12 protein-coding genes are annotated in these 16171 nt (G+C 67.8%); 3 read left to right on the plus strand and 9 right to left on the minus strand.

Annotation, left to right across the window (positions count from 1 at the left end):
• Window positions 1-47 precede the first annotated feature (47 nt).
• The 4 genes from HMPREF3113_RS09365 to HMPREF3113_RS09380 form a co-directional block, all read right to left on the minus strand.
• Window positions 48-926 carry an EamA family transporter gene (locus HMPREF3113_RS09365; protein ID WP_070471851.1) on the minus strand — a complete coding sequence of 293 codons (879 nt, stop codon included), beginning with the start codon at window positions 924-926 and terminating at the stop codon, window positions 48-50.
• Window positions 927-1041: 115 nt separating this feature from the next.
• Window positions 1042-2130 (minus strand): alpha/beta hydrolase family protein, encoded by a 1089-nt coding sequence (locus tag HMPREF3113_RS09370; RefSeq protein ID WP_070471852.1) that lies wholly within the window; start codon window positions 2128-2130, stop codon window positions 1042-1044.
• Window positions 2121-2972: an AraC family transcriptional regulator gene (locus HMPREF3113_RS09375; protein ID WP_070471853.1), complete on the minus strand. Its 852-nt coding sequence runs from the start codon at window positions 2970-2972 to the stop codon at window positions 2121-2123. The genes HMPREF3113_RS09370 and HMPREF3113_RS09375 overlap by 10 nt, the downstream gene beginning before the upstream one ends.
• Window positions 2973-3075: 103 nt before the next feature.
• The gene (locus tag HMPREF3113_RS09380) at window positions 3076-3555 is read right to left on the minus strand and encodes a VOC family protein (RefSeq protein ID WP_070471854.1); all 480 of its coding nucleotides are present in this window, start codon (window positions 3553-3555) and stop codon (window positions 3076-3078) included.
• Window positions 3556-3985: 430 nt separating this feature from the next.
• On the opposite strand from HMPREF3113_RS09380, the gene fhuE reads away from it, so the two are divergent.
• Entirely contained in the window at window positions 3986-6151 is a 2166-nt protein-coding gene (gene fhuE / locus HMPREF3113_RS09385; protein WP_070471855.1) for a ferric-rhodotorulic acid/ferric-coprogen receptor FhuE, read from the plus strand.
• 135 nt (window positions 6152-6286) lie between these two features.
• Here fhuE and HMPREF3113_RS09390 read toward each other — a convergent pair whose 3' ends face one another.
• From HMPREF3113_RS09390 to HMPREF3113_RS18785, 3 genes are all read right to left on the minus strand, one after another.
• Window positions 6287-6913: a LysE family translocator gene (locus tag HMPREF3113_RS09390; protein WP_070471856.1), complete on the minus strand. Its 627-nt coding sequence runs from the start codon at window positions 6911-6913 to the stop codon at window positions 6287-6289.
• A gap of 214 nt (window positions 6914-7127) precedes the next feature.
• Window positions 7128-10001, minus strand: coding sequence for a TonB-dependent receptor (locus tag HMPREF3113_RS09395; RefSeq protein ID WP_070471857.1), 2874 nt, complete (start codon window positions 9999-10001; stop codon window positions 7128-7130).
• A gap of 199 nt (window positions 10002-10200) precedes the next feature.
• Window positions 10201-10371, minus strand: a complete 171-nt coding sequence (locus HMPREF3113_RS18785) for a hypothetical protein (protein ID WP_167390394.1) — start codon at window positions 10369-10371, stop codon at window positions 10201-10203.
• A gap of 174 nt (window positions 10372-10545) precedes the next feature.
• On the opposite strand from HMPREF3113_RS18785, the gene HMPREF3113_RS09400 reads away from it, so the two are divergent.
• Window positions 10546-12522 (plus strand): transglycosylase SLT domain-containing protein, encoded by a 1977-nt coding sequence (locus HMPREF3113_RS09400; protein WP_254665271.1) that lies wholly within the window; start codon window positions 10546-10548, stop codon window positions 12520-12522.
• Between the two features lie 59 nt (window positions 12523-12581).
• Complete coding sequence (locus tag HMPREF3113_RS09405; protein ID WP_070471859.1) at window positions 12582-13802, plus strand: multifunctional CCA addition/repair protein; 1221 nt, start codon at window positions 12582-12584, stop codon at window positions 13800-13802.
• Between the two features lie 54 nt (window positions 13803-13856).
• Here the strand turns inward: HMPREF3113_RS09405 and HMPREF3113_RS09410 are convergent, their stop codons facing one another.
• Both HMPREF3113_RS09410 and HMPREF3113_RS09415 read right to left on the minus strand, forming a co-directional pair.
• On the minus strand, window positions 13857-14900 hold the full coding sequence (locus tag HMPREF3113_RS09410; protein ID WP_070471860.1) for a S41 family peptidase: 1044 nt from the start codon (window positions 14898-14900) through the stop codon (window positions 13857-13859).
• 159 nt (window positions 14901-15059) lie between these two features.
• Window positions 15060-16171, minus strand: a 1112-nt coding sequence (locus HMPREF3113_RS09415; RefSeq protein ID WP_139146329.1) for an autotransporter family protein, incomplete at its 5' end; no start/stop codon positions are given.

The raw sequence follows: 16171 nt of genomic DNA on the forward strand, positions 1-16171 counted from the left end.
ATGAGGAGCCGGCCAGCGGCCGGCACTACCGATACCATCGCGCGCGATTACGCCGGCGCACCGGGCAACGGCACCACCGCCCGTTTCGCAGTCAACGTACTGCCCACCGACGCCACCACCGTGCAACCGATCGCCGCCCATTGCAGCGGGGTCAGGTGCTCGGCCAGCAGCCCCATCGCCAGCAGCGCGGCGACCGCCGGTTCCATGCTGATCAGGATGCCGAAGGTCTCTTTCGGCAGCCGCTTGAGCGCCATCATTTCCAGCGACATCGGGATCGCGCTGGAGACGATCGCCACGCCCAGGCCGAACAGCAGGATCCTCGGCTCCAGCAGCGCCATGCCCGCGTGCGCCACGCCGACCGGCACCACCACCAGCGCGGCCGCGCACAGCCCCAGCGAGACCGTATGCCCGGCCGGCAGATGCCCGGCGCGCTTGCCGAAGATGATGTACAGCGCCCAGCACACCGCCGCGCCCAGCGCGAACATCACCCCCACCGGGTCCAGCGGCTCGCCATGGCCCAGCGGCAGCAGCAGCAACAGCCCGACCAGCGCGCAGCCGACCCAGACGAAATCGACCGGCCGCCGCGAGGACCACATCGCCACCGCCAGCGGCCCGCAGAATTCGATCGCCACCGCGATGCCGAACGGGATCGTGCGCAGCGCCATGTAGAACAGCAGGTTCATCACCCCCAGCGTGATGCCATAGCGGAAGATCGCCCCCGCATCCGCGCGCGAGGTGGTCCAGCGCCACGGCCGGAACACCATCAGCAGCACCAGCGCCGAGAAACCCACGCGCAGTGCGCTGGTGCCCTGCGCACCGATCAGCGGGAACAGCTGTTTGGCATACGAGGTGCCGACGGCCAGCGAGGTGACCGAGCCCAGCACGGCCAGGGCGGGAAAGAACGTAGAGAGGCGGGAGGTCGACATGCGCACAGGATATTGCGGATCGCCTGCCGACGCCGCCTTGCTGCTGGCCCTGACGGCGGGCTCGATGTGCGGCGCTCGGAAGGCGCTGAACGTTGCCCGGGCGGAGCTACCTGCGTCAGCGCGTGGCCGACAGCGCAGCATCGAACAATGCCGTCGCTTCCGTGATCGCGGCCCCGTGTGTGGCCTGCTTGTCGGCCGCCACCTGGCAGAGTGCGCCGACGCGCGTCTGGCCCAAAGCGGTGCAGCTGGACAGGAAGTCGTAGTGTCCCACCGCCGGCAAGGTGGTCAGCGTCGCCTTCGGAAGTGCCGAAGCGGCCACGTCGCTGTTGGTGGCCGGCGAGGCCACGGTGTCGGCTGCACCGACGATGATCGAGACCGGCGGCGTGACCTTCTCCAGTTCCTCCGGGGCGAAGGCCTGCACCATGGCCGGCGCAATCAGGAACACGGCGTCCACGCCTGGGATGGCGCGATCCTCACCGGCCTTGGCCACCCATGGGGCCAGTTCCGGTGTGTCTGCAGCCGCCATCCGGCGGGCAAGCATCAGCGCCGGGTTCTCCGCCTGCGGGGCGCATACCCCATCGGCGGGATATGCGCGGCAGAACGCCAGCAGCCGCTTCACGTCCGGGCGTACGCCCGCGGCGACCAGGGCAGTGAACCCGCCGGCCGAATAGCCCGCGATGCCCAACCGGGTGGCATCGATCTCCGCGGCCAGCGCCGGGTCGGCCTGCACCGCGGCCAGCGCGGCAGCCAGGTCATCCACGCGGTTCCACATCAGGATGCTGGCGGCCTCGGTCATCGGGTCCACCCCGTTGTTGCCGGGATGATCAACTGCGATCACCACGTATCCGGCCCGCGCCATCGCGGTGCCGAACCAGCCCATCATCCGGGCACTGCCCCCGTTGCCGTGCGAGAGCAGCAGGACCGGCCAGCGTCCTTTGGCGATGGCGGCATCGGCGGCCGCCGTACCGACCTCGAACAAGGGCGCCCCCGGCGGGCCGATCGTCAGCGCGGTTTCCTGCGCATCGGGCTGGGCCGGGTACCACACGGTGTAGCGCACGTTGTCGCGGTGGTCGGCATCGCGCACGGCCGCACTGGGCGTATGTGCAACGCCGTGCCGCTCGCCAACGGGCGGCACGGCCCCAGCGGCAAACAGGGGCAGGCACAGCGCCAGCAGCGCGGCACAACAACGGGCGGTCATTCGCATGGGTCAATCTCCTTGAGGTGCAACGTGTCGGCCAGCGGCAGCCAGATCTCCACCCCGCCGTGGCCGCTGCGGTCATCGAAGCGCGCGTCGTAGCGCTCCAGGTCCGGTGCGTCGGCCAGGGTCAGGCCGGACGCCGGCAGATAGTCATTCAACAGCCAGAACCAGGTGGAGCGGATCGCGGAAATGTGCCCGGCATGCCAGGCCACCAGATACTCGCGAGGCGCGATCGAGATCGCCTGCCAGCCGGAGGGCACGGGCGCGGAGGCACGGATCTCCACGCCGGCGATGTAGTCAAAGCCGCCGTCAGCGTCATTGTTGCCGCACACGCCGTAGGCGATCTGCGCGCCCAACCCATGCGCCTCGTCCAGGCGCTGCCATTGCGAAGGAATCGATGCGACGGTCGCGGCGGTATGGCGTGCACCGATGCCGGCCACGCGCAGGGCACCGCGGTGCGCGCGATGGGGTTCGATCCTGCAGGGTGTCGAGGGATCGATCAGCTTCAATGCCTCGACCAACACCATGCCGGCCAGCCCCTGCTCGCGCACCTGCTCGGGCGAACGTCCGAACTGCTCGGAAAATGCGCGGGTAAAGGCCGCGTGTGAGGCGTAGCCGGCAGCAATGGCCACCTCGAGAATGCCATCGGCCCCGGCCGCCAGCTGGTGCGCGGCGTGGGTCAGCCGGCGGCCTCGCAGATAGCGCACCACCGAGGTCCCGATGCTGAGCTGGAACAGCCGCGAGAGATGGAACGGCGACAGCCCCACCACGCCGGCGATATCGGCCAGCGACGGGTTTTCAGCGAAGTGGCTTTCGATGTACCACAGGGCCCTGCGTGCCGCACCCATACCGCCAGATCCATGCCGATGAACGGGACCGCAGCGTAACCCAGCGCGCGCCGCGCCATTTGATCGTTCTTGCTGTCCGCTGCAACGCGCCGCGCCTGTTGTCTCAGCCCCTCACCGCCGCTTCGATGGCCGCCACGTCGATCCTGCGCATGGTCATCATCGCCTCGAACGCGCGCCGGGCCACGGCGGGGTCTTTGCTGGTCACCGCGTCGGTCAATACCCGCGGGGTGATCTGCCAGGACAGGCCCCACTTGTCGCGGCACCAGCCGCAGGCGCTTTCCTCGCCGCCGTTGCCGACGATCGCGTTCCAGAGCCGGTCGGTCTCGGCCTGGTCATCGGTCGCGATCTGGAAGGAGAAGGCTTCGCTGTGCTTGAACGCCGGTCCGCCGTTGAGCCCGAGGCAGGGAATGCCGGCGACGGTGAAATCGACGGTGAGTACGTCCCCCTGCTTGCCGGAGGGGAAGTCGCCCGGTGCGTGATGCACCGCGTGCACCGCGCTGTCCGGGAAGGTGGCGGCGTAGAAGGTGGCGGCGTCCAGCGCGGTACCGTCGAACCAGAGGCAGATCGTATTCTTGCTGACCATGGGCATCTCCTGCAGCGGAGGAAGGCGGCCTGGCCTGCGCGGGGCCGCCGAATCGCGCGGAGGCTCAGGCTGTCCACCCAGCGCAGGCTCAGGGTAGCGACGGGGCTGTTAACCCAGCGCGCGGATAGCTACGGCGACGCACGAGGCGCGCCTGCGCCCGCGGAGGCTCGGCAGCGGGAAGTATGAATACGAGAGCGCCTGGAGTCGCCGGCCTTGCGCATCGGTGCCGATGACCGATGCGGTTGATGATGCGAATGATTGCCATTACCATAGTGTGACCCGGGTCGCGCAAGGGATGCGCACCCGTGAACAGTTATCGAGCCCGCGCCGGGTCACCGCCCCCGCCAGCCGCTTCCTGCCCCCACCCCCGCTCCGCCGCAGGCCACCCAGGACGCCGGCCATGCCCGTTGCCGCCCTTCTGGAAACGCCGATGACCCGCTCCGCCCACGTGCTGTCCCGCCCGTCGATGCTCCGTCGCCCGCTGCCGCAGGCATTGATGCTGGCGTTGTGCACCCTCGCCGCCGCCCCCGCATTCGCGCAGGACGCCGCCCCCGACGCCACCACCCTGGACAAGATCGTGGTCAAGGGCGAGCGCGCCGAAGGCTATTCGGTCCGCAAGACCTCGGCCGGTACCCGCTTCGATCTGGCCCCGCGCGAGATCCCGCAGTCGGTGAGCATCATCAGCCACCAGCGCATCGAGGATCAGAACCTGGATGACATCATCGACGTGCTGGGCAACACCACCGGCATCAGCAGCACCCAGTCCGATACCGAGCGCACCGAGTTCTACGCGCGCGGGTTTTACATCGACAGCTATCAGTTCGACGGCCTGCCGACCCAGATGGTGCAGAACTGGAGCTACGGCGATTCCGGCTTGGACCTGGCCCTGTATGACCGCGTGGAAGTGGTGCGTGGCGCCACCGGCCTGCTCAGCGGTGCCGGCAACCCGTCCGCCTCGGTGAACCTGATCCGCAAGCATGCCGACAGTGCCGAACTGACCGGCAGCGTGTCGGTGAACGTCGGCAGCTGGGGCCGCACCCGCAGCACGGTGGATGTGACCACCCCGCTGAACGCCAGCGGCTCGGTGCGCGCGCGCGTGATCGGCAGCTACCTGGATACCGAATCACAGATGGACCGCTACGACCAGCACAAGACGCTGGGCTATGCGGTGATCGACGCCGACCTGACCCCGGACACGCAGCTGAGCGTGGGCTACGACTACCAGCAGAAGCGCGCCAACGGCGCGACCTGGGGTGGTTTCCCGATGCTGTTCTCCGATGGCAGCCCGACCCCGTTCGACGAATCGTTCAGCGCCAACCCGCGCTGGACCTATTGGGACACCACCAGCAAGCGCCTGTTCGCCACGCTGGAGCATGCGTTCGCCAATGACTGGAAGGTCAAGCTCGGCGCAACGCACGACACGACCAAGGCCGACGACAAGCTGTTCTACCCGGCCTACAACGACTGGACCAGCGGCGCATCGCTGCTGGACAAGACCACCGGCGCCGGCGTTACGCCCTCGGCAGGGTTCTACAACACCGAGCGCAAGGTCAATGCGGTGGACGGCTTCGTGGAAGGTCCGTTCCAGCTGTTCGGTCGCGAGCACCAGTTCATGGCCGGCCTGAGCTACAACAAGCGCGAGTTCGCCAACTACGGCGACTACCAGATGGGCTGGGCGCCGCTGGACAACTATCTGGCCGGTGTGGCGGATTTCCCCGAACCGAACTGGGTCGGCACCCTGCCGCTGCAGAGCGAAGGCACCATCACCCAGAAAGCCGGCTACGTCGCCACCCGCCTGTCGCTGGCCGATCCGCTCAAGCTCATCCTGGGCGCGCGCTACACCGACTGGAAGAGCGAAGGTGAAGGCGATGACCGTTCGCACAAGGTCACCACTCCGTACGCCGGCCTGGTGTTCGACATCAACGACACCTACTCCACCTACGCCAGCTACACCGAGATCTTCCAGCCGCAGACGGCGCGCGACCGCAGCGGCAGCTACCTCGATCCGGTGGACGGCAAGAGCTACGAAATCGGCGTCAAGGGCGCGTGGTTCGACAACCGCCTGAACGCCTCCGTCGCTGCGTTCCGCATCGAGCAGGACAACGTGGCACAGGTCACCAGCGAGCTGATCCCCAGCCGCCCGGGTGAGTTCGCCTACATCGCCGCACGCGGCACGGTAAGCCGTGGGTTCGAGTTCGAGCTCAACGGCGAACTGGCGCCGGGCTGGAACGCGACCTTTGGTGCCTCGCGCTACGTGGCCAAGGACATCAACGATGCGGACATCAACACCAACCTGCCGCAGACCACCATCAAGCTGTTCACCAGCTACACCCCGCAGTCGCTGAGCGCGCTGACGGTCGGCGGCGGGGCCAACTGGCAGAACGGCATCTACTATCCGGTGCCGGCCTATGGCCGTATCGAGCAGGGTGGCTATGCGCTGGTCAGCGCGTTCGTGCGCTACCGCATCTCGCCGGCGTTCAGCGTGCAGGCCAACCTCAACAACCTGCTGGACAAGACGTACTTCTCGCAGATCAACGGCTACGGCGCGTACGGTGACGGCCGCAATGGCTCGATCACCTTCAACTGGTCGTTCTGACCGGTCTTTGATCGTATCGCTTCAACAACGGAGAGCCGGGCATTGCCCGGCTCTCTGCGTTCTGCACGCCGGGCATTGGACGCGCGGCGGCGCATCGCCGGGCCCCGGTAGTGCCGCGCGCGCAGCGCCAGATCATCACGGCCTGGCGCGCAGCAGCGCCAGTCCAAATCCGATGAAGATCGTGCCGACCACGCGGTCGAACACCTTGCGCAGCCCCGGCTTGGCCAGATGACCGGCCAGCCCGCGGCCACCGGCGGCATACACCGTGTACCAGAACATCTCCATCACCGCGAAGGTCGCCACCAGGATCACGAACTGCGGCAGCTGCGGCTGGGTCAGATCGACGAACTGCGGCAGGAACGCCGAGGCGAACAGCAGCAGCTTGGGGTTGCTGATCCCGATGATGAAGCCGTCGCGGAACAATACGGTACGCGAGCTCGGGACCAGCGCTGTAGTACTGCCGACGTCGATCGGCGCATCGCCACCGCGCCATGCCTTGATCCCCAGGTACACCAGATACGCCACACCGGCGTAGCGCAGCACATCGAACACCATCGGCGACGCCTTGAGCACCGCCCCCAGCCCGGCGGCGGAGATCGCCAGGGCCAGTACCAGCGCGGTGAGGCAGCCGGCCATGGCCGCGATGCTGCGGCGGAAGCCGACCCGCACGCTGCGGGTCATCACGTGCAGCATGTTCGGGCCGGGCGTGCCGCACAGGACGAACACGGTGACGGCGAAGATCCACCAGGTATGCAGGTTCATGGCAATGCCGTTCAGGAGAGGTAGTGCCGGCCGCTGGCCGGCTCCCCATGATGCCTGACGCAGCCAGCCCCAGCATGCCAGGCACGCGCGATGGCCGGTGTGCGCAACGCATCTGTCCGTCCCCGCACGCAGCGGGGCCTGACCGGCGCGGCTGCAGGCCGCCACCGGGGCGCCTCACAGCGCCCCGGTGTGTCACCTTCTCATCAGCCTGCGATCAGAACCGCAGGTCCGCGCGCAGGTACCAGTAGCGCCCGCGCGGGATGTCGTAGGTCGAGGCGTCATACCCGTTGAGCGAGCACGACAGGCAGATCGGCGGATCCTTGTCGAACACGTTGTTCAGGCCGGCGCTGAGCTGCAGCCCCTTCATCCAGTCGAACCGGTAGCCCACCTGCATGTCGTGGAAGGTGGTCGCGGCCAGTTCGTTGGTGCCCTCGGCCTGGTTGCCGCAGATCGGGAAGGCGGCCACGTCGCCGCACTCTTCGGTGAGCTTGGAGATGTGGCGCACTGTCCAGGAGGCATTCCAGTTGGACAGGTTCCAGCTGAGCGTGGCATTGCTGGTCCACTCCGGAATCGAGCTGTCGGCCACCTCCACGCCGGGCCCTTGCGGCTGCTTCTGGCCCGCTGCACCAAGGGCCTCATAGCGGCCGACGAAGGTGTTCTGCCAGCCCAGCTTGAACTGGCCGATCTCCGTCTGCGGCAGGGTCCAGAACAGATCCACGTCCCAGCCATCGGTCTTGATGGACCCCAGGTTGGTCAGCCGGTTGTTGAAGCCGCTGACCGCACCGGTGCCGGCACGGGTGATGCCGTCGCAGTACAGCGGGTCCAGCGTATCCACGCACAGGTCGAGCTGGGTCTGCGCGTTGATGGCCTGGATCGCACCTTCGATGTGGTGACGGTAGAACGTCACCTCGACATCGAAGCGCTCCGACCAGGACGCGTTGCTGCCGAACCACGGGCTCCACACGAAGCCGGCGCTGAAGCTGCGCGAGCGCTCCGGATCCAGTTCCGCGTTGCCGCCGGTGGTGACCGATATCTGCGAGTTGGCCTGCTGGAAGCCGCCCGGCACGCCGAGTGCGGCACAGTTGGCGGCACTGCCGCGCGGCGGCGTGCCGCCGAGCCCTACCGAGCAGGGATCGAACAGCTGCAGGTCGGCGCGCGCGGCCGAGCCGTACAGCTCGCCGATGGAGGGTGCGCGGAAGCCTTCGGCGTAGCTGGTGCGCAGCACGAAGTCATTGGTCACCTGCCAGCGCAGGCCGTACTTGGGGGTGAACTCGCCGCCAAAGGTGGAGTAGTCCGAGTAGCGACCGGCCAGGCTCAGGTCGAGCTTCTCGCCGAGCGCGCTCTTGGCGAAGATCGGCACGCTCAGCTCCAGGTAGGCCTCGTTGACATCGTAGGAACCGGAGGTGGGCAACGACGGCACGCCGTTGTAGTGGCCGATAACGGTCAGCGGATCCGGATCGTAGCGGCCCTCGTACTTGCGGTATTCATAGCCGGTGGCGAAGGAGACCGGGCCGGCCGGCAGGGTGAACAGTTCGCTGCTCAGGTTGGCGGTGAACAGGCTCAACTCGTTCTGGCTGCGGTCGCGCACCACCGGCTGGATCCAGCGCAGCATCTCCGGGGTGATCGAGCCGACGCCACCGAAGATGTTCAACGGTACGCAGCCGGGCGTGGCCGCACACAACGCGGGATCACCCAGCGCCATGTTGACCTTGTAGATGTCGTAGCTGCCGTAGTTGGTCTGCTCGGCCTTGTTCTTGCTGTACATGCCGTTGAGGTCCCAGAACCAGCTGCGGTCGGCGGCCTGGAACTGGCCGACCAGGCCGGTGGCGAAGTACTGGGTATTGACCTCCTGCTCGAACACGCGCGCGCCGCCTTCGACCGGGCGACGGCCGATCAGGCTCATGTTGCCCGAGGCGACCAGATCGAAGCCGAACGGGTTGTAGGGATTGAGCCCGGACACGACGATGTTGTCCGCCAGCGGATTACCGGTGGCGCCATCGGGCCCGAAGAACAGCGGCTCCGGTGCGGCCTGGTTGGTGGACTCGCGACGGTTGCCCAGTGCCTTGATGTACCACTGGATGTCATCGGTGAGGTCGAAGCGGAACTGGCCGAAGATGCCCTTCCGCTCGGACGGCGTGAGCACCATGTTGTACTCGGCGAAGTTGAACCGGTCGGCCGAGGTGAAGCAGTGGTAGTCATCGCTGCGGGTGCAGCCGGCGCTGCCGTCGTAACGCGGGCTGCTTACGCCGGTATTGGGCACGATGTCCTGCTTCGCACCGGTGTTGGGGTCGACGAAAGAGAAGCGTCCCTGCGGAATGCCACCGCTGCCGAAGGCCAGCCCGGTGCCGGGAATCGGGAAGCGCGACTGCTCGCGATCGCGCGCATACACCGGGTCCTGCTTGGTCCAGCTCGCCCCCAGGAACAGGGTGTAGCGGTCACCGCTGGTGCCCCAGGCCAGGTCCACGCCCTTCTGGGTGCCATCGCCCTTGGTGTACTCGCCGTAATTCATCGTCACCTGCGCGCCGTCGAATTCTCGGCGGGTGATGATGTTGACCACACCGGCGATGGCGTCGGAGCCGTACAGCGACGACGCGCCGTCTTCGAGTACTTCGATGCGCTCGACGATGGCCAGCGGGATGGTGTTCAAGTCTGTCGCCGCGCCCACGCCGGAGGCGGAGGATTCGTTGACCCACCGGATGCCGTCGACCAGCACCAGCACGCGCTTGGCACCCAGGTGCCGCAGATCGACCTGGGCCGAGCCCGCGCCCACCCCGCTGCCATCCGGCGGGAAGCCGAAGTTGCCCGAGGAATTGAACTTCGCATTGAGCGCCGAACCGGAGCCGGTCAGCTGCTGCAGCACATCGCCGATCGAGGTCAGGCCGGTACGTTCGATCTCGGTGCGGGTGAGGGTCTGGATCGGCACCTGCCCTTCCACCTCGGCCCGCTTGATGCGGCTGCCGGTCACTTCCACCCGGTCCAGATCGGTCGTGCTGCGGGGCGCGTCCTGCGCGCTGGCCAAGGCCGGCGCAGCCAGCAGCAGGCACAGCGATACGGCAACCGCCAGCGGGCGGTGATGCAGGTTGTTCATTCGCTCTCTCTCCAAAGGAATGTCGGGCTGGGCTGCCGCGCCCCCTGCATGGCGGCAGCGTCTCCTTTGTAAACAACCTGTAAATGTGAAGGAGTGACGTGCGCCTCGCTTTCACGGGAATTCGACAAAACCGACTGCGCAGGGTCCAGCTATGGAGGCATCTCCCGTGCGACGCGTAGGAACGCAAATGTCGCTGTTTTCAAGGGTCGTTGAAGGCATCCAAGGCGGGCGTCGTGCCGCTGCTGCGCGAACGCCATCCGCTTGATGCCAGGATTCGGGTGGCGACCGGAACCTTGGCATTTGCGCCATCCAGCGCGTCGGAATCGGCTTCAGTGCGCAGCCGTTGAACGTCGCCCGCACGGGCATCCACGTGCTACACCGCCCATGATGCGGTGGGATCGCGATCGGCACGTGCTTCCCACGTCCGTGGTCACCCGTGGAGCGATGGAACGGTGATGCGAATGGCGCGCCTAAGCGGCAGCTGTTCATCCTCGAGTCGGCTTGCCCTCACTCCCTTTCACCCCGCGCCGTTATGCTTTCCGGCATGACTCGACTTCCCCTGTATTTCTTCAGCGCGACCGTCCTGCTGGCCTGCACCGGGGTCAGCCCGGTGGCCGATGCCCAGAACCTGGATGCCCAGCGCGCGCAGCTCAAGGCCGTGATCGACAATGCCGAGCGCGGCCAGTTCGATCCTGCCCAGGCGGCGGCACTGAGCAGGCACCCGCTGTATGGCTGGGTCGAATTCGCCAACCTGCGGCGCAACATCGATACCGTCAGCAACGTGCAGGCGCAGGATTTCCTGAAGCGCTACAACGGCCAGGCGGTGGCCACCAGCTTCCGCAACGTATGGCTGCCCGCGGTGGCGCGGCGCCAGGATTGGCCGACGCTGCTCGCCAACTGGACCGACACGACCAACGTCGGCCTGCGCTGCGCCCAGCTCAACGCACGCCAGGCTACCGGCAAGGCCGATGCGCAGTGGGTCAGCGAGGCGCAGGCGATCTGGCGCAGTACCGGCAAATCGCTGCCCGATGCCTGCGATCCGGTGTTCGCGGTGCTGGACGCCAAGGGCGGCATGAACGCCGAACTGCGCTGGGCGCGCATCGATGCCGCTGCCGATGAGCAGCAGCCGGCGGTGATGCGCAGCGCCGCGCGCGGCCTGCCCGCTGCCGACCTGGCGTTGGCCAACACCTATGCCGCCTTCGTCGACAGGCCCAACGCCAGCGCGTTGAACTGGCCACGCAATGAGCGCAGCCGGCGCATCGCCACCGATGGCCTGGCCAAGCTGGCCAAGGCCGATCCCGGAGCCACCGAACAGCAGTTGCCGCAGTACGCCGACGCCCTGCAGCTGAGCGCCGCGCAGCGCGCGCAGGTGCTGTACCAGATCGCGTTGTGGACGGTCGCCTCGTACGGTCCCGACTCCGCCCGTCGCCTCAATGCGGTGCCCGAATCGGCGTATGACGAGCGCCTGCACGAATGGCGCACGCGCGAAGCGCTGTCGCGCGGCGACTGGCCAGCCGCACTGACCGCCATCCGCAAGATGGGCCCCACCCAGCGGGCCGACTCGCGCTGGCGTTATTTCGAAGCGCGCATGCTGGACAAGACCGGCAAACGCAGCGAAGCGCAGGCGGCCTTCCGTGAGGCAGCCCGCGCGGCCACCTTCCATGGCTTCCTGGCGGCCGACCAGCTCGGCCAGAACTACACGCTGTGCCCGTGGGAACCCAATGACAGTGCCCAGGCGCAGGCGGCAGTCGCCCGTGACCCGGCGATCGTGCGGGCCATGGAACTGTTCAAGATCGAGCGTGCCGGCTGGGCCGTGGCCGAGTGGAACGACGCGCTGAGCCGCTACGACAACACGCAGCGTCGCTTGGCCGTGGAAGTGGCGCGCGACAACGGCTGGTTCGACCGTGCGGTGTTCTCGCTCGGCAAGACCCCGGACGAGCAGCGCCTGTATTCGCTGCGCTTCCCGCTGCACCACGATGACAGCATCCGCCGCGAATCGGCGCGCAACGCGATCGACCCGGCCTGGGTGGCCGCGGAGATCCGCGCCGAAAGCATCTTCAACCCGAAGGCGCGCTCGCCCGCCAACGCGATGGGCCTGATGCAGGTGCTGCCGGCGACCGGCGCGGCCGTGGCCAAGTCGATCGGCCTGACCAACTACGGTGGTGCCGCCAGCCTCTACGATCCGGACACCAACATCGCCATCGGCACCGCCTACCTGCGCCAGCTGATGAACAAGTACGAGGGCCTGCCCTACGTCACCATCGCCGCCTACAACGCCGGCCCGACCCCGACCGCCCGCTGGCAGTCGCAGCGCCCGGGGTTCGATCCGGACATCTGGATCGAGACCATCAGCTACAAGGAAACCCGGGAGTACGTCGCGCGCATCCTGGCCTTCAGCGTGATCTACGACTGGCGCTTGAACGGCGATGCGCTGCCGGTGACCGACCGCATGAACGGCCGCCTGCAGGTCAAGCGCAAGACCTTCGCCTGCGCAGCCAATGCCGACAAGGGTGGCGACTGACCGGCTCGGGTATGCCAACCGGTTGGCGTGGCCTTGGTCCACTGCGGCATCATGGGCACATGAAAATCTATCTGGTTGGCGGCGCCGTGCGCGACCGCCTCTTGCAGCGTTCCCCCGGCGACCGCGACTGGGTTGTCGTCGGGGCCACCCAGGCGCAGATGGAAGCGCAGGGCTACAAGGCCGTGGGCCGTGATTTCCCGGTGTTCCTGCATCCGGACAGCGGCGAGGAATATGCGCTGGCCCGCACCGAGCGCAAATCCGGACGCGGCTACCGCGGTTTCGTGGTCGATGCGGACCCGTCGGTGACGCTGGAAGAAGACCTGCAGCGCCGCGACTTCACCATCAACGCCATCGCCTGCGACGAGGCCACCGGCACGTTGGTGGATCCCTATGGCGGCGTGCGGGATATCGAGCAACGCGTGCTGCGCCACGTCGGCCCGGCCTTCATCGAAGATCCGCTGCGCGTGCTGCGTGCGGCCCGCTTCATGGCGCGCTTCGCCCCGCTCGGCTTCACCGTGGCCGAGGAGACGATGGCCCTTATGCAGCAGATCGCCGCCAGCGGTGAGCTTGAGGCACTGGTGCCCGAACGTGTCTGGCAGGAGCTGCGACGCGCCCTCGCCTCCGCGCGGCCGTCCGCCTTCCTGCGCACGCTGCATGATGCCCATGCACTGGGCCCGATCCTGCCCGAGCTGGAAGCACTGTATGGGGTGCCGCAGCGCGCGGAGTTCCACCCCGAAGTGGATACCGGCGTGCACCAGGAAATGGTCAGCGACATGGCCGCGCAGCTGGCCCCGGGCGATGACCTGATCGGCTTCGCCGCGCTGACCCACGACCTCGGCAAGGGCCTGACCCCGCCAGAGGAATGGCCGCGCCACATCATGCATGAGCAGCGCGGGGTGGCCCCGCTGCGTGCCTTGGCCGAGCGCTTGAAGGTGCCGGTCGATCACCGCCAGTTGGCCGAAGCGGTCTGCCGCGATCATCTCAACGTGCACCGCATCGACGAACTGCGCGATGCCACCGTGCTGGAACTGCTGGCCCGCTGCGACGGCTTCCGCCGCCCGGAGCGGATCGCGCAGATCGCGCTGTGCTGCGAGGCCGACAAGCGTGGCCGGCTGGGGTTTGAAGACAGCGATTATCCGCAGGGCGAAACGCTCACGCGCCTGCACCAGGCGGCGCTGGCGATCCAAGCGCGCGACCTGGACCTCACCCACCTGAAGGGACCGGCTGTGGGTGAAGCGCTGGCCAAAGCGCGTACGCGGGCGATTGCGGCGGTGCGTTGAACGTCTGCGCCGTGCCGGCCCGCACACTGTCGGGCCGGTCCGGCACAGCCGATTTCAGCGGGTATCCGCCAGCGCAGCCGCCTGTTTGCAGGCCGGTTGCGCAAGCAGCCATTCGCGCGCCGCCGCGACCGCGTCCTGCCCTGCGCCCACCGTGACGTCAGGCTGCAGGCGGTTGCCATCGCCGACGCCGTTGCGGTCGGCGATCACACTGCCGGTCAACAGCAGCAGGCTGCCATCGGGCAGACGCTGCGGGGTATTGGCGGTGGAATAGCCCGCACTGGGCTGGCCGAAGCTGCGCGACGCTGCCCGGCCGCGGAAGGCCAGTACCGATGCCTCGCCGGAACTTGCAGTGCGCGGCCCGAACAGGACGGCCACCGGGGCGCCCGGGTGGCGCAGTGTGTACTGCGTGTTGCGCGATCCGACCACCGCCTTGCCGTCCAGCCAGACCGCACCCTCGCGGTACGCCCACGGCTGGCGTTTGTCGGCCAGCAGGAACATGCCCACCGGATCAGCGCCCTTGGCATCGCCCAGCAACGGGCCCATGCCCAACAGCATCGGCCACATGTTGCCGCCACTGTTGCCGCGCAGGTCGACCACCCAGCCACAGCGATTACCATCATCCTGCGCCTGGATGCGCGCCTGCAGCGCGACGGCCGCCTGCTTGCGCGCCTGCTTCTGCATATCCTGCGACTGCGTTCTGTCGTCCATGTAGGCGCCCACCTTGATCCACCCCAGACGCGCTGTCGGTCCGCTGCGGGCGTCATCTGTCTGCGGGGTCGCAGCACCCATCGCGGTTTGAGTGGCCTGCGCGCGCTGCGACTGCGTGCGCTGCTGGTTGGCCGATATCCAACGCCCGTGCCCGCCACTGCTGCGCTGGATCACATCGTCCAGCAGCCGCCGCGTCTGCACCGGGTCACGCGCAGCCGCCAACTCCGCGCGGGCCTTGGACCAGTCCACGCGGTCGCGATACAGCGACTGCTGCTGCAGCAGATCCAGGATCCGCGCCTGTGCCTCGGCGCTGGGTACGTCCTGTGCGTTTGCAGCGCCACTTGCCGCTGCCAAGACCACCATCAACCACCCGCAACGTCCTGCGATCATCGCGCTACATCCCTGTAGTGAAGAGGCTGCAGCTTACCGCTGCACCCGCCAGCCGGAACAGTGCGCCGTTCGCATAACCAGCGATGCCTCACGCCACAACGCGGTCGGCAGCGCCGATTGCGTCCGGCGTGCCGCCGCGGATTCCTGCCTGCCGTCGCCCTACCAGTCCAGCCGCAGCCCGATATTGCCTTCGATCACCTTGCGCTCCTTCTGCGCACTGCTTTCCAGGTCGCGCGTGTAATCGGCCACCGCAAACGCACTGACGGTGCTGTTGTAGCGCGCAACGACGCCCACGCCCACTTCCAGCGCGCGTGAATCCTGCTGGTTGAGGATGCGGTTGGTATCGAAATCGATGCGGTCTTCGCCGTCCAGGGTCTGCCAGTAATTGAGCTTGATGTACGGCTGCCAGCCGTTGCCGGCGATGTCGTAGTCGGCAGCCAGGCGCAGGCCCACGCGTCCGGTCCAGGCGTTGTCGTTGTCAAAGCGCAGCGCGGACACCGCGTCGCCGGCATCGTCCACCGACGTGCGCTGCCAGATCACCTGCAGCTGGGGCTCCAGCCACCACGCACTCTGCCCGAAGCGCAGCAGCGGCTTGCCCACTTCCAGCGAGGCGGTAGTGCCATCGCCACGCACGTCGATGCCGAGCCCGCGCGAGGAGGTTGCGTCGCCGTCGTAGCGGCTCTGCATCACCACCGCGTCCAGGTAGCCACCGGCGCTGCCGGCGCGGGTCCAGTACACGCCCACGTGTTTGTCATCCAGCCGCGTGCGGCCCACTGCAACGTTTTCCCAGCCGATCGCAAAACCGGTCACGTTGCCCTGCGCACGGGTGCGCCCGACAAACACGCCGAACTGGTCGCGGTGGGTATCGGTCGCGTTGGCGTACAGGTCCAGGCCGGCCTGGATGCCCTGGATGTCGCCATCGAAGCCGGGCTGCGCGTCGCCGTCCCACTGCTGTTCGTGGCTCTGCCCCACCAGCCGCGCCCAGGCCGCGCGCACGCCGCCCTGCCCGGCCAGCAGACGCTGCTCGCCCTGGCGTTCGTGGAAGGTGCCCAGGCTGGCCAGGCTGGTCTCACGCAGCAGCGGCGGCACCACCGAGTACAGGCCAGTTTCGAAGCGGTACAGCGGAATGATGTCGCCCTGCGCGGGGCGCGCACCGGGCGTGGGCGGCACCGCCAGCGGCGCGGGCACCCCCGCCACGTCGGTGGGCACCGGCGGCGGCGTATCGATGCTGGGCGGCGCGACGTCGGCGGGATCGGCCGGCTCCGGCGGCG

It is taken from the genome of Stenotrophomonas sp. HMSC10F06 (genome assembly GCF_001807865.1).
Lineage (GTDB): Bacteria > Pseudomonadota > Gammaproteobacteria > Xanthomonadales > Xanthomonadaceae > Stenotrophomonas > Stenotrophomonas bentonitica_A.

Coding starts and splice junctions, on each gene's coding strand:
- fhuE (WP_070471855.1), top strand. CDS start 3,986: ATGACCCGCTCCGCCCACGTGCTGTCCCGCCCGTCGATGCTCCGTCGC.
- HMPREF3113_RS09410 (WP_070471860.1), bottom strand. CDS start 14,900: ATGATCGCAGGACGTTGCGGGTGGTTGATGGTGGTCTTGGCAGCGGCA.
- HMPREF3113_RS09375 (WP_070471853.1), bottom strand. CDS start 2,972: ATGGGTGCGGCACGCAGGGCCCTGTGGTACATCGAAAGCCACTTCGCT.
- HMPREF3113_RS09380 (WP_070471854.1), bottom strand. CDS start 3,555: ATGGTCAGCAAGAATACGATCTGCCTCTGGTTCGACGGTACCGCGCTG.
- HMPREF3113_RS09395 (WP_070471857.1), bottom strand. CDS start 10,001: ATGAACAACCTGCATCACCGCCCGCTGGCGGTTGCCGTATCGCTGTGC.
- HMPREF3113_RS09400 (WP_254665271.1), top strand. CDS start 10,546: ATGACTCGACTTCCCCTGTATTTCTTCAGCGCGACCGTCCTGCTGGCC.
- HMPREF3113_RS09390 (WP_070471856.1), bottom strand. CDS start 6,913: ATGAACCTGCATACCTGGTGGATCTTCGCCGTCACCGTGTTCGTCCTG.
- HMPREF3113_RS09405 (WP_070471859.1), top strand. CDS start 12,582: ATGAAAATCTATCTGGTTGGCGGCGCCGTGCGCGACCGCCTCTTGCAG.
- HMPREF3113_RS09370 (WP_070471852.1), bottom strand. CDS start 2,130: ATGCGAATGACCGCCCGTTGTTGTGCCGCGCTGCTGGCGCTGTGCCTG.
- HMPREF3113_RS09365 (WP_070471851.1), bottom strand. CDS start 926: ATGTCGACCTCCCGCCTCTCTACGTTCTTTCCCGCCCTGGCCGTGCTG.